The organism is Nocardia arthritidis (assembly GCF_011801145.1).
GTDB lineage: Bacteria > Actinomycetota > Actinomycetes > Mycobacteriales > Mycobacteriaceae > Nocardia > Nocardia arthritidis_A.
Genome location: NZ_CP046172.1, coordinates 9,125,858 through 9,139,084, shown reverse-complemented (window position 1 = coordinate 9,139,084; position 13,227 = coordinate 9,125,858). Strand labels below are relative to the sequence as shown.

The following is a 13,227-nucleotide window of genomic DNA, read 5'->3' as shown; positions in this document are numbered from 1 at the left end:
CACCGCGATGGCGCGGCCGCTTACACCCGCTTGCGCGCTGTCAGTGCGCCGATTCCGCCAGCAGATGCTCGCGCAGCCTGGCCCGATCCGGCTTGCCGGGCCCGCGCAGCGGAATCTCCTCGATGAGAGTCAATTCGCGTGGCGCCGCGATCGGATCCAGCTCGCGCATCACATGCTCGCGCAGTTCGTCGAGGGTCGGCACCGCATCGCGGGTGGGCACCACCGCGACCGCGACCCGCTGACCGAGTCGCTCGTCCGGCACGCCGAGCACGACGCATTCGGTGATCGCCGGATGCGTGCTCAGCACCGCCTCCACCACCTGCGGGATGACGAGCAGCCCGCCGGTCATGATGGCCTCGTCGAGCCTGCCGGTCACCGTCAGCTTGCCGTCGTCGAAGGTTCCCGCGTCATCGGTGCGGAACCAGCCGGGTTCGGCGAAGGCGGGATGGTCGGGCTGGCCGCGGTAGCCGGAGGCGAGCACGGTGCCGCCGAGCAGCACTCGGCCGTCGTTGACGCGCACCTGCACGCCGTCCAGCGGGACGCCGTCGTAGACGCAGCCGCCGCAGGTTTCGCTCATGCCGTAGGTGCGGACCACGTTGATACCGGCGTCGAGCGCCCGCTCGTAGACGGGCAGCGGCGTCGCGGCGCCGCCGACGATCACCGCATCGAGTTCGGTGAGCGCCTTTGTCGCGATGGGCGCGTCGAGCGCTTTGATCAGCTGGGTGGGCACCAGCGAGGTATAGCGGCGCTCGCCACGCATTCCAGAGATGACCCCCGCCAGCGCCTCGGGCAGGAAGCCACCGGATACGTCGAGCACGGTGGGTTCGGTGCCCGCGAGAATGCTGCGCAGCAGCACCTGCAGGCCCGCGATGTGGTGGGTCGGCAGCGCGAGCAGCCAGCTGCCGGGACCGCCGAGCCGATCGTGTGTCGCATTGCCGCTCGCCCGCAGCGCGGCCGCGCTCAGCAGCGCGCCCTTGGGCACACCCGTGGTGCCGGAGGTCGTAACCACAAGCGCCACTTCGTCATCGATCGCCTCGCCGGGCGCGAGCGCGTCGCTGAGCCGTCTGGCCTCGCGACGATCCGAGGTCGGGATCGGCAGCCACGCCGGGCCGCCGCCCTCCAATGCCTCACGCAGGTGCGGCAGTACATCGCCGACACCGGATCCGGTCGGCATGGGCAGCGTGCGCAGTGTCCTTGTCACGACCCCTCCTTGCCCTTCACGCCTGCGATCGTGTCATGTCCGCGCACCGGCGGTTTGCTGGGGTGGCGCGGGCGTACGGCGGCCACCCCAAAGGAATGGGGTTCTGGAAGGCCAGGCATCGAGACAGCGATTCCCTCGTCGGACGATTGTCATCGGCGGCCACCTCGGACGTCGGTGGTCGGGGAGGCATCGAGCGCTATCGTCCTCGCCGCGCTGCCGCTTGGCAACCCGGCCTACCGTGCAAATGCCGTATTCCAGGCTTCAATTACGGCGATGACCAGCGCGAATCGCGTCGAAGCGGATGCTCGGTCGGAACTTCGACCAAAACGATCGAAACTCCGTCCGGGTCGCGCAGCCACATCTCGATCAGGCCCCACGGCTCGCGCACCGGGGGCCGGTCGATCGGAATTCCCTTGAGCGCCAACTCGGCGGCCGCGTCGGCGGCGTCGCGGACCTGCAGCCACAGCGCCCCGTCGAACGCCGACGGGTTGCCCGATCCGCCGTGCGCGGCGATCTCCACCAGCGACTGACCGGCGAAGAAGACCGTGCCGCCGGGATATTCACGCGCGATGGCCAGCCCGAGCCCGTCCCGGTAGAACGCGAGCGTGCGTTCGTAGTCGGCCGGGCGCAGGAGCACCCGGCTGCTGAGGATGTCCAAGGTTCTCCGTCCGCGATCGAGGGTTCCGTCAGATCAGAAGTACCACGGGTAGGGGGTCCAGTCGGGCTGGCGCTTCTCCAGGAACGCGTCGCGGCCCTCGACCGCCTCGTCGGTCATGTAGGCCATCCGGGTCGCCTCGCCCGCGAACAGCTGCTGGCCGACCAGCCCGTCGTCGAGCAGGTTGAACGCGTACTTCAGCATGCGTTGCGCCTGTGGGGATTTGCCGTTGATGTCGGCGGTCCACTCCAGCGCGACATTCTCCAGCTCCGCGTGGTCGACCACCTTGTTGACCGCGCCCATCTGGTGCATTTCCTCGGCGGTGTACGGGCGGCCGAGGAAGAAGATCTCGCGGGCGAATTTCTGCCCGACCATCTTCGCCAGATACGCGCTGCCGTAGCCGCCGTCGAAGCTGCCGACATCGGCGTCGGTCTGCTTGAACCTGGCGTGCTCGCGGCTGGCCAGGGTCAGATCGCAGACCACGTGCAGGCTGTGTCCGCCGCCCGCGGCCCAGCCGTTCACCAGCGCGATGACCACCTTCGGCATGAATCGGATGAGCCGCTGCACCTCCAGGATGTGCAGCCGGCCCGCGCGGGCCTTGTCCACCGTGTCGGCGGTCTCGCCGCTGGCGTACTGGTAGCCGCTGCGGCCGCGAATGCGCTGATCGCCGCCGGAGCAGAAGGCCCAGCCGCCGTCCTTCGGGCTCGGGCCGTTGCCGGTGAGCAGCACGGCGCCGACATCGGAGGTCATCCTGGCGTGGTCGAGCGCGCGGTACAGCTCGTCGACGGTGTGCGGGCGGAAGGCGTTGCGCACTTCCGGCCGGTCGAAGGCGACACGCACGGTGCCCTGGTCGACGTGCCGGTGATAGGTGATATCGGTCAGGTTCTCGAATCCGGGAACGGGCCGCCACAGTTTGGGATTGAACGTCACCGGTCCGATTATTGTCCTGGCGTTCGGGGCGCAGGGTCCGCTGTTCCCGTTGCTGGAACCAGCAATTCGACTTGACGGTGTAAAGCTTCGCGATAACGTGCAAATATGAGCGAGCGAGTGAAACCTGTTCCAGAGGCTGGCAATGGAACAGGTCCGATCAGCCGCACCGCGTACCTACATGTGAACTACCGCAAGATCACTCCACTGCAAGCCCCGTTGACGGTGTGCGGCCGTGTCGATCGGATCGAGGGACGCAAAACCTTCATCACCGCCGAATTGCGCGATGAGCAGGGCGATTTGCTCGCCGATTGTGAAGGGCTGATGGTCCAGTTGCTGCCGTGGCAGCCATAGAGCGTGAACTCCGGCCGTGGCACGTATAGTTGCGGCTGCTCGTTCATCGAAACCTATCCGGAGGAACCTGAAAGTGGTTGCAGCACTGTCTGAATCCCTGCTCGACGACGCCAAGCGTAAGGCCTTCCTTACCGACGCCGTCGAGGTTCTCGACGCCGAGGTCTCGGACAAGGGTGGTGCGTCCGGGCTGGCCGTGAAGGGTGGCTACGCGGCGGTCAAGAAGATCAGCCCGTCGATCGTGCCGGATCTGCTGGATTCGTTGGCGCCCAAGATGCTTACGCAGCTGGAGCCGTTCTGGCAGGAGTACGCGGCGGCCGGCTCGGCGGGCAAGTTCGCCGACCTGCTCACCGCCAAGTCCGACGAGGTGGCCGAGGCGCTGCTCGCCGTCACCGACGAGCGCGCGCAGGGCTCGACCCGGCCCGCGCTGCAGAAGGTCTACTCCTCGATGCGTGGCTCGGCCAAGAAGCACGTCATCGAGGCACTGCCGCGCGTCGGCGACCTGATTCAGCGCCACGCCAACTGAGTTCGCGCGCGCCGTGCGCGTCGAGCGCGTCGCAGCACCGGAAGCCGTTGGCAGGAACGGCTTTCGGGGTGCGGCGCGCCAGAGGTGTCCGGGGTTCACGCAAGGGCTTGGTGGCCGATCAGACACTGTGAGTAGGGTGACGCAGACGTGGGCCGGACTGTCTGAGAGGCTGGGGGTGTGAACCCGTCTACAGCACAGGCACAGGTCGTCGTCGACGAACTTGTGCGCGGGGGTGTGCGGGATGTCGTCCTGTGCCCCGGATCCCGCAACGCGCCGCTGGCGTTCGCCCTACAGGCGGCCGACGCGGCCGACCGGCTCCGGTTGCACATGCGCATCGATGAACGGACCGCCGGATTCCTCGCCATCGGGCTCGCGGTGTCCAGCCGCCTGCCCGTACCCGTCGTGATGACCTCGGGGACCGCGGTGGCCAACCTCGGTCCCGCCGTCCTGGAGGCCAATTACGCCAGGGTGCCGCTGATCGTGCTCAGCGCGAACCGGCCGTACGAAATGCTCGGATCCGGCGCCAACCAGACCATCGAACAGCTCGGTCTGTTCGGCAGCCAGGTGCGGCTCACGGTCAGCCTCGGCCTGGCCGAGGCGGAGTCCGGATCCGCCGAATGCCCGCCCTATCAGCGTCAGAACAGCCAGTGGCGCACCGCCGTCTGCCGGGTGCTCGCCGCGGCCCGCGGCACCCGCTCCGGCAATGCCGGGCCGGTGCACTTCGATATCCCGCTGCGCGAACCGCTGGTGCCCGATATCGCGCCCGGCGAGGCGGTGCCGACCGGCCGCACCGGCGACCGGGCCTGGACCGAGACCCGGTACGCGACCCTCGATGTCCCGCTAGACCTCGACCTGAGCCCCGACACCGTGGTGATCTCCGGGCACGGCGCCGGACTCCGGCCGGAACTGGCCGATCTGCCGACGGTCGCGGAACCCACCGCGCCCATGCACGGCCCGGCGCTGCATCCGCTCGCGCTGCCGCTGCTGCGGCCGCGCCAGGCCATCATCACGGGCCGGCCGACCCTGCACCGCCAGGTCGCCAAGGTGCTCGCCGACCCGGAGGTCATGGTCTACGCGCTGACCACCGGCCCGCGCTGGCCCGATGTCTCCGGCAATGTGCTCGGCACCGGCACCCGCGCGGTGACGACCGGTGCGCCGCGGCCCGAATGGCTTGCGCACTGCCGCGAGCTGAATGCCAAGGCGCATCAGGTGGTTCGCGCCGAGCTGGCCCGGCATCCGAAGCCGACCGGACTGCATGTGGCGGCCGTCGTGATGGATGCGCTGCACGAGGGCGATCAGCTGCTGCTCGGCGCGTCCAATCCGGTGCGGGACGCGGCGTTGGTCTCGCAGCCGAAGCCGGGCGTCAAGGTGCTGTCCAACCGCGGCGTCGCCGGTATCGACGGCACGGTCTCATCGGCGGTCGGCGCCGCGCTGCACCACCCCGGGCGGACCATCGCGCTGATCGGCGACCTGACCTTCCTGCACGACGCGTCCGGGCTGCTGATCGGTCCGGGCGAACCGCGGCCCGCCGACCTGACCATCGTGGTGGCCAACGATGACGGCGGCGGCATCTTCGAACTGCTCGAACAGGGCGATCCGCAGTACGCGGGGGTGTTCGAGCGGGTCTTCGGCACCCCGCACGGGATGGATCTCGCTGCGTTGTGCGCGGCCTACCGGATTCCGCACCGCCAGGTGGATCCGGAGCGGTTGGCCGTCGAGTTGGCCGAGCAGACGCATGGCATGCGGGTGCTGGAGGTGGCCACCGAACGGTCGAGCCTGCGTGAGCTGCACGCGACCGTGCGCGCCAAGATCGCACCCTGATATTCGCTGGCGCCCAACGATATTCGTCTGCCCCGCACCCCGACGGGTGCGGGGCAGACGTGCGTCAGTACGCGGGTTGCTGATCGGGTTCGTCGTCGAGTGGAACCGGAATCGACTGCTCGACGATATCCGCCGGATCGGCACTGAACGCGTCGCGCTCGACCATGGCGGCCACCTCGTCGATCGCGTTATCCGTTGCGTCGTCCGTATTCAGCCCGTCGTCGGGGTACGCGGGCACGGACTGCTCGGCGAAGTCCGCTTCCGGTACCTCATCCAGAAAGCGGGGTGTGCTGCGGTCTGTCATCGGCGCTCCTCTCCCCGTTGTGGATCGGCGGCGTCGGCGGTGCACTGAAATGAACAGCCGACAGCATCGAGGATGCCCTTCCCGCACCATTACGGCAACCGGTCGGTCCGGGTTATTCGCCGTCGACCGGACCGGTCCCGTTCGCCGGATGCTCGACCAGCGCCAGCGTGCGGGCCGACATGAACCGTGCCGTGCGCACCGGTGTTCCCGTCCTGGTCACCTCGCTGACCTCCACGACGCCGCGCGCGATCCGCACCTCGACGCGCCGCCCGGCCCTTGTCGCCGTCACCTCGTAATTGCGAGTACCGTCGCCGACATCGACGACGATCTCCACCCGATCGCCCTTCATCTACCAATTCTCCGCTTTTCCAGCGGTTTTCGCTGCTACAGGGTGGTATCGGCGCGGGCAGTCGGCCGAGTTGTCATCGGGCCGAGACGTTTTCGCGACCGTGGCGTATCGGATTGCTGACAATTCACTCACCGGAAAATGCGGAGACGCCGATGAATTCCGCTGGGCCGCATAGTCTCAACACGGGGAGAACCCGAATGAACGGTAGGAGCTGAAATGCAACCGGAATTCGATATGGAGCAAGCCGCCGACGCGCTGGCGCGCATAGTAGGCGGGATCACCGAAGCTCAACTCGACGAGCCGACGCCGTGCTCGGATTTCACTGTGCGCCAACTGCTCGCGCACACCTCGGGTGCCGTCGACGCGCTGCGCCGACTGGCCGCGCGCGAGCAGGTCTCCGCGCCGTCGAAGGAGCTGCCTGCGGACTGGCGCGACCTGATCCCGACCCAGCTGAAGGGGCTGGCCATCGCCTGGCGGGAGCCCGCGGCCTGGGACGGCGATGTGGAGGTGTTCGGCAGTACCCGACCCGCGTCGGCATGGGCGCACATCGCGCTCGACGAACTGGTCGTGCACGGCTGGGATCTCGCGGTCGCGACCGGTCAGCAATTCGAATGTGCCCCAGGTGATCTGGAGGTGCTAGGGGGCTGGTGGCAGAACGTGCCCGCCGAGGGCATGCCCGGCATGTTCGCCCCCGCCGTCCCGGTGCCCGACGACGCGTCCGTCCTTGATCGCGTGATCGCCCGCAGCGGCCGATCGCCTTCCTGGCAGGCGTAGTCCGCGGCCGTCGTTTCGGAGGAATCGGCCGGTCGGGTTGGTGGTCGCGCCGCTACGACGGCTGGATCGCCCGAGATGGGTGCGGGGCTGCGTTGCCGAGCGGTCCGGCGGTTTCGCACCACGGATGACACTGTTCCCACGGGCTCAAGGCATTCCAGAGCTAGCCGCACCCCGGGTGTGAGCCGAACACCCCGTACGTTGTGTGTTTGGTTCGAAGACGGGGTGCGGCGGCGAATAACCTACTGGGTCAAAGATGAACCGGCGCCGCCACATGTCAGCGCACCACGCGCCTACCTGGGCGATTCAGCCGTCGTAGCGACGCGACTACTCACCCGGCGTACCGATCACTCCCAACTCGAGGCGACCGAATCGTCGTAGCGACGCGACCAGGCGCTGACGTACCGATTACCGCCGGAAGTCACCAAGACGGTTTATCCGACGAAAGTTCCTGCGGCAACGGCATTCATCGCCGCTTCGGCGGACTGGACCGCGACCCGGTCGTCGATCGGATCCCCGCTGGCGAGCAGCCGGTAGTAGAGCGGCGCGGAGACCGCGGACAGTACCGCGCGCGGATCGGTGCCGGTCGGGGCCTCGCCGCGGGCGATGGCCGCCTCGACGCAGGGCGCCCATTCGGTGAGGCGGGTGTCGTAGAAGCGGCGCAGGGCGTCGGCCGCGGTCTCGTCGCAGGTGGCCGCCGCGATGACGGCGCGGAAGAGCCTGCCTTGGCGCGGGTCGGCGAGGGTGCGCGCGACCAGGAGGGCGTTGGCGGTGAGGTCGCCGAGCAGCGATCCGGTGTCGGCGCGCGGCACGGACTCCTCGGCCATCTCCGCCAGCAGGTCGGTGACGAGTCCGGTCGGGGTGCGCCAGCGCCGGTAGACGGTGGTCTTGCCGACCTCGGCCCGCGCCGCGACCTCGGTCAGGTCGAGGTGGGCGAAGCCGCGTTCGGCCAGCAGATCGCCCGCGACGCGCAGCACGGATTCGCGGACGCGGGCGGTGCGTCCGCCGGGGCGGATCGAGCCCGGCGTGGCACTCTCCAGGGTCATAACGGAACTCCAGTTTCATTTATGACGAACCGGGTGTATGGTCCGAAGTGTTAATGGAACTATAAACCCTTTAGGAGTCATCATGGAGTACCGGCGGCTCGGCGCATCAGGTCTGCTGGTCCCGGCCCTGAGCTTCGGCGCGGGCACCTTCGGCGGGCGGGGTGAACTGTTCGAGGCGTGGGGTCGAACCGATGCGGCCCAGGCCCGCAGGCTGATCGATATCAGCCTGGAGGCGGGCGTCACCATGTTCGACACCGCCGACGTCTACTCCGACGGCGCATCGGAGGAGGTGCTCGGCGCCGCCATTCGCGGCCGCCGCGATCAGGTGCTGATCTCCACCAAGGCCTCGCTGCCGACCGGACCCGGCCCGTTCGACGCGGGTTCCGGGCGCGCCCGGCTGATCCGCGCGGTCGATGCCTCGCTGCGCAGGCTCGACATCGACCACATCGATCTGTTCCAGCTGCACGCCTTCGATGCGGGCACCCCGGTCGACGAGGTGCTCGCGGCACTCGACGATCTGGTGCGGGCGGGCAAGATCCGCTACCTCGGCGCATCCAACTTCGCGGGCTGGCAATTGATGAAATCCCTTGCGTCGGCGGACCGGAACGGGCTCACCCGCTATGTGGCGCATCAGGTCTACTACTCGCTCGTCGGCCGCGACTACGAGTGGGAGTTGATGCCGCTGGCTCGGGATCAGGGTGTCGGCGCGGTGGTGTGGAGCCCGCTCGGCTGGGGCAGGCTCACCGGCAAAATCCGCCGTGGCCAACCACTTCCGGCGGGCAGCAGGCTGCATCGGACCGCGCAGGCCGGCCCGCCCGTCGACGACGAACTGCTCTACAACGTGGTCGACGTCCTGGACGAAATCGCCGCGGAGACGGGCAAAACGGTGCCGCAGATCGCGCTCAACTGGCTGCTCCAGCGTCCAACCGTGGCCACCGTCATCGTCGGTGCCCGCGACGAGAACCAGCTGCGCCAGAACCTCGGCGCCCTCGGCTGGCAACTCGACCCCACTCAAATCGCCCGCCTCGACAAGGCAAGCGCGACAACCCCGCCCTACCCCTACTACCCGTACTACCGCCTCCCGGACTTCGCCAGGCTGAATCCCCCTGCGGTGTAGCTCAGTAAACGTCTCGGACGTAACGTTTTTCGGCGATCATTTGCTTGCGGAACGCGAGCGCGCCTGCCTCGTCGAGCTTTCCGTGGATGCGGGCGATGCGCAGCAGCGCGTCGTCGACGTCCTTGGCCATCCGGGTCGCGTCACCGCAGACATAGAAGTGCGCGCCATCGCGCAGCCAGGCCCAGAGTTCGGCGCCGTGTTCGATCATCCTGTGCTGCACGTAGATCCGCTCGCGCTGGTCGCGGGAGAAGGCCAGATCGAGCCGGGTGAGGAAGCCGGAGCGGAACATATCCTCCAGCTCGGCGCGGTAGTAGAAGTTGTGCGCCGCATGCTGTTCGCCGAAGAACAGCCAGTTGCGTCCGGTGGCGCCGACGGCGCGCCGCTCCTGCAGGAAGCCGCGGAACGGCGCGATGCCGGTGCCCGGCCCCACCATGATCATCGCCGCCGCCGGATCCTGCGGCGGCCGGAAATGCGGTGCCCGCTGCAGGAATATCGGCACGGGCGTCGCGCCGACCCGGTCGGCCAGATACGTCGAGCACACCCCGCCGCGCTCGCCGTAGCGCACGACGCTGACGGTCAGCTGCACCTCGTCCGGGCTGACCAGCGGGCTCGACGAGATCGAATACTGGCGCGGCTGTAGCTTTTTCAGCATGCCGAGCCAGTCGACCAGATCGGCGCGCACCGGGAAATCGCGCAGCACGTCGACGGCCTGACGATCCCACAGATAGTTGTCGAGCTCGTTGCGGTTGTCCCGGCGCAGCAGCTTGGCCAGTTGCGGGCTGGCATTCCTGGCGGCGAGGAAGCCGAGCAGTTCCGCACCGACCTTGCTGATGTCGTAGTGCGTGCGCAGCGCCTCGGATAGCGGCAGCTCCCGGTCGTCGAGTTCGACGACGCGGCGTCCGTCCAGCCCGGTCACGGTGAGCCATTCCGCGACCAGCGCTTCGTTATTGGTCGGCCAGATGCCGAGCGAATCGCCGACCTCGTAGCTCGCCTCCAGCCCGCGCAGGTCGAAGCCGAACTGCCGCACCTCCTTCGAGGTGCCCGCCTGCGAGAGCACCTCATTGCGTAGCAGCGTGGCGTGCACCGGTGCGCTGCGGGTGAACTGGGCCGGGGCGCGGTGGGTGCGCGTCGGCGCGGTCAGCATCGTCGCGCCGCGCGGTCGGGTTTCGATCGGCATACCTTCTGAATCAGGCTGTGCCGCAGTATTATTAGGCTCTCCAGCGAGTACCGCGATAATATCGTCGAGCCACTGGGTCGCGGGTTCGCCGAGGTCGGCCTCGCTGTCCAGGCGCGGAAGCAGCCGGGTCGCACCGCGTTCGGCGAAGGTTTCGTCGAGTTTGCGCCCGTGCCCACAGAAATCGTCGTACGACGAGTCGCCGAGGGCGAATACCGCGTACCGCACGTTCGCGAGCCCGATCGTGCTGTCGTGCAGCCGATCCCAGAAATCCGCCCCGTTGTCCGGCGGCCCGCCGTCGCCGAAGGTGCTGCTGATGACCAGCACATCGCCGGTCAGTCCCGTCAGCTCACAGGAATCCATATCGAGCAGTCGCGGGGTGAAGCCGGTTTCGGTGAGCCGCTCGGCCACCACCGCCGCGAATTCCTCCGCCGTCCCGGTCTGCGAGGCCCACAGCACGGTGACCGGGCGCTGGACCGCCGGTGCGGCCGCACCGGCCACCGTTGCCCGCGAATACATTCCGGCGAGCAGACCATCGATCCAGAGCCTGCTGTGCGGCGCCAGCGGTGCGGAATCCGGCAGCACCGGCTGCCCGTGCACCGGAATCGCCTGCAGCGCGGTCAGATACCCGCTGAGGTAGATGCGTTCGGTCTCGGTGAGCGTCGGCGTCGCGTCGGCGTCCAGCCCGAGTATCCCGGCGAGCGGGTGCGCGGGAACATCTGGTGCGAGCACCGCCGCGGCCTCGGTGGAAAGCTCTGTGCCCGTTGCGGATTCGGTCATCGGTGCCACCCGCCGCAGTGCCACCGCGCAGACCTTGAATTCCGGCTGCAGCGAGAACGGGTCCACCGCGTCGTTGGTCACCGCGTTGATGGTCAGGTATTCGCCTTGTTCGTCGTTCCAGTGGAACGGCGCGAAGCAGTCGCCGGGCCGCACCCGGTCGCTGATCCGCGTCGGCAGCACGGCTCGCCCACGGCGCGAGGTGATTTCGAGTTGATCGCCATCGCGCAGCTCCAGTCGCTCCGCGTCATCCGGATGGATCTCCAGGAAGGGCTGCCCGTTCAGCTTGTTCAGCTTGTCGATCTTCCCGGTCTTGGTCATGGTGTGCCACTGATGTTGCAGCCTGCCGGTGTTCAATACGAACGGGTAGTCGCCGTCCGGCATTTCGTCGGCGGGCAGATGCGGGCGCGGCCAGAAGACGGCCCGCCTGCTCGGGGTCGGGAAGGCCAATTCCGGCCGGTGCCCGTCGGCGTCGACATAGAGGTCCTGGCTCACCCCGTCGTTGCGGTAGCGCAGCGGATTGCGCCGCCGGGCCGGATCCGGGCACGGCCACTGCATCGGACCATCGCGCAACAGGTCATAGCTCATCCCGCGCAGGTCGTAACCGGTGGCCGGGTTGGCGAACCGTTTGATCTCCTCGAAAATCTCCGCGCTGGAATCGAATTGGAAGCCGTCGAAACCCATTTCGGTGGCCACGTCGGCGATCAGCCGCCAGTCGGCTCGCGCCGCGCCCACCGGATCGACCGATTGTTGCAGCAGGGTGACGTTGCGCTCCGAATTCACCATCACCGCATCGGCTTCGGCCCACAGCGCGGCGGGCAGCAGGATATCGGCGTAGGCGTTGGTCGCGGTCTCCAGATACGCGTCCTGGGCGATCACCAGCTCGGCCGCCTCCAGCCCGGCGATCACCGTCTTCCGATTGCTGATGCTGGCAACGGGATTGGTGCAGATTATCCAAGCCGCCCTGATCCGGCCGTCGGCCATTTCGCGGAACATCTCGATGGTGCCCGGTCCGGCCTCCGTGCGCAGGCTGCCCGGTTCGATACCCCACGCGGTTTCCACGAAGGTGCGGTCGGCGGGGGAGAGGACGCTGCGCTGCCCCGGCAAACCCGGTCCCATATAGCCCATTTCGCGCCCGCCCATGGCGTTGGGTTGCCCCGTCAGCGAGAACGGTCCGCTACCCGGCCTGCAGATCGCACCCGTCGCCAGGTGCAGGTTGCAGATCGCGTTGGTGCTCCAGGTGCCGTGGGTGGACTGATTCAGGCCCATCGTCCACAGCGTCATCCATTCGCCCGCCGCGCCGATCCAGCGTGCCGCGGTGCGGATATCGGCCTCGGCGAGTCCGGTGATCTCGGCCACCCGGTGCGGCGGATAGTCGGCGAGGAATTCCGGCATCGCGTCCCAGCCCTCGGTATGTTCGGCGATGAAATCCTTGTCGATATCGCCGTTTTCGAGCAGCAGGAACAGCAATCCGTTGAGCAGGGCCAGATCCGTGCCCGGCGCGATCTGCAGGAAGAGGTCGGCGCGCGCCGCGGTATCGGTGCGCCGCGGATCCACCACGATCAATTTCGCGCCGTGCTTGAGCCGATCGGCCATGCGCAGGAACAGAATTGGATGACAGTCGGCCATATTCGCACCGATCACGAAGAACAGATCGGCCTTTTCGAGATCGTCATAGGATCCCGGTGGCCCGTCGGCGCCGAGCGACTGCTTGTATCCGGTGCCCGCGCTGGCCATGCACAGCCGCGAATTCGCCTCGATATGTACCGTGCGCAGATAGCCTTTGGCCAGCTTGGTAGCCAAATACTGTGCCTCCAGCGACATCTGGCCCGATACGTACAGCGCGATCGCGTCCGGTCCGTATTCGTCCAGAATTGCCCGCAGCCGTGCAGCGGCCTCGCGCACGGCCTCGTCGACCGGGACCGGCAGCGGGGTGGCGTCGCGCTCGGGCCGCCGGTACGCGGTGGCCATCCGGCCCGGCGTGCGCATCAGCTCCAGATGGGTGGCGCCCTTCGTGCACAACCGACCCGCATTCGTCGGATGCAGCTTGTCGCCCGCGACCTTGGCGATTACCGGTGCGCCCTGCGCGTCGGACTTGGTCTCGACGGTCATCCCGCAACCGACGCCGCAGTACGAGCACGCCGTTCTGGCGATGCGCGTACCGGGGGCCGAGACTGTTTCCGCCATGGCACCGATCATGGTCAGCGC

The 13,227-nt window shown here is 68.0% G+C and carries 11 protein-coding genes and 1 pseudogene; 5 read left to right on the top strand and 7 right to left on the bottom strand.

The window, feature by feature from the left end; genetic code table 11:
• Positions 1-40 precede the first annotated feature (40 nt).
• From menE to F5544_RS41435, 3 genes are all read right to left on the bottom strand, one after another.
• The gene (gene menE / locus F5544_RS41445; protein ID WP_167479857.1) at positions 41-1,174 is read right to left on the bottom strand and encodes an o-succinylbenzoate--CoA ligase; all 1,134 of its coding nucleotides are present in this window, start codon (positions 1,172-1,174) and stop codon (positions 41-43) included.
• A 292-nt stretch (positions 1,175-1,466) separates the two neighbouring features.
• Positions 1,467-1,859 (bottom strand): VOC family protein, encoded by a 393-nt coding sequence (locus F5544_RS41440; protein WP_167478185.1) that lies wholly within the window; start codon positions 1,857-1,859, stop codon positions 1,467-1,469.
• 33 nt (positions 1,860-1,892) lie between these two features.
• Positions 1,893-2,786, bottom strand: coding sequence for a 1,4-dihydroxy-2-naphthoyl-CoA synthase (locus tag F5544_RS41435; protein ID WP_167478184.1), 894 nt, complete (start codon positions 2,784-2,786; stop codon positions 1,893-1,895).
• A 153-nt stretch (positions 2,787-2,939) separates the two neighbouring features.
• Between F5544_RS41435 and F5544_RS41430 the strand changes: the two are divergent.
• The 3 genes and pseudogenes from F5544_RS41430 to menD form a co-directional block, all read left to right on the top strand.
• Positions 2,940-3,137: pseudogene (locus tag F5544_RS41430) on the top strand (hotdog domain-containing protein); the annotation flags it as partial.
• Between the two features lie 73 nt (positions 3,138-3,210).
• On the top strand, positions 3,211-3,660 hold the full coding sequence (locus F5544_RS41425; protein ID WP_167478183.1) for a DUF6918 family protein: 450 nt from the start codon (positions 3,211-3,213) through the stop codon (positions 3,658-3,660).
• Between the two features lie 177 nt (positions 3,661-3,837).
• A complete protein-coding gene (menD, locus tag F5544_RS41420; protein ID WP_167478182.1) occupies positions 3,838-5,481 on the top strand; it encodes a 2-succinyl-5-enolpyruvyl-6-hydroxy-3-cyclohexene-1-carboxylic-acid synthase in 1,644 nt (547 codons plus the stop codon).
• 64 nt (positions 5,482-5,545) lie between these two features.
• On the opposite strand, the gene F5544_RS41415 is transcribed toward menD, so the two are convergent.
• Both F5544_RS41415 and F5544_RS41410 read right to left on the bottom strand, forming a co-directional pair.
• Positions 5,546-5,785, bottom strand: a complete 240-nt coding sequence (locus tag F5544_RS41415; protein WP_167478181.1) for a hypothetical protein — start codon at positions 5,783-5,785, stop codon at positions 5,546-5,548.
• 112 nt (positions 5,786-5,897) lie between these two features.
• Positions 5,898-6,134: a hypothetical protein gene (locus F5544_RS41410; protein WP_167478180.1), complete on the bottom strand. Its 237-nt coding sequence runs from the start codon at positions 6,132-6,134 to the stop codon at positions 5,898-5,900.
• A 216-nt stretch (positions 6,135-6,350) separates the two neighbouring features.
• On the opposite strand from F5544_RS41410, the gene F5544_RS41405 reads away from it, so the two are divergent.
• A complete protein-coding gene (locus tag F5544_RS41405) occupies positions 6,351-6,908 on the top strand; it encodes a TIGR03086 family metal-binding protein (RefSeq protein WP_167478179.1) in 558 nt (185 codons plus the stop codon).
• 431 nt (positions 6,909-7,339) lie between these two features.
• On the opposite strand, the gene F5544_RS41400 is transcribed toward F5544_RS41405, so the two are convergent.
• Entirely contained in the window at positions 7,340-7,951 is a 612-nt protein-coding gene (locus tag F5544_RS41400) for a TetR/AcrR family transcriptional regulator (protein ID WP_167478178.1), read from the bottom strand.
• A gap of 82 nt (positions 7,952-8,033) precedes the next feature.
• Here F5544_RS41400 and F5544_RS41395 point away from each other — a divergent pair, with 82 nt between their 5' ends.
• On the top strand, positions 8,034-9,068 hold the full coding sequence (locus tag F5544_RS41395; RefSeq protein WP_167478177.1) for an aldo/keto reductase: 1,035 nt from the start codon (positions 8,034-8,036) through the stop codon (positions 9,066-9,068).
• A gap of 1 nt (position 9,069) precedes the next feature.
• Here F5544_RS41395 and F5544_RS41390 read toward each other — a convergent pair whose 3' ends face one another.
• On the bottom strand, positions 9,070-13,206 hold the full coding sequence (locus F5544_RS41390; protein WP_238846931.1) for a bifunctional nitrate reductase/sulfite reductase flavoprotein subunit alpha: 4,137 nt from the start codon (positions 13,204-13,206) through the stop codon (positions 9,070-9,072).
• Positions 13,207-13,227 lie beyond the last annotated feature (21 nt).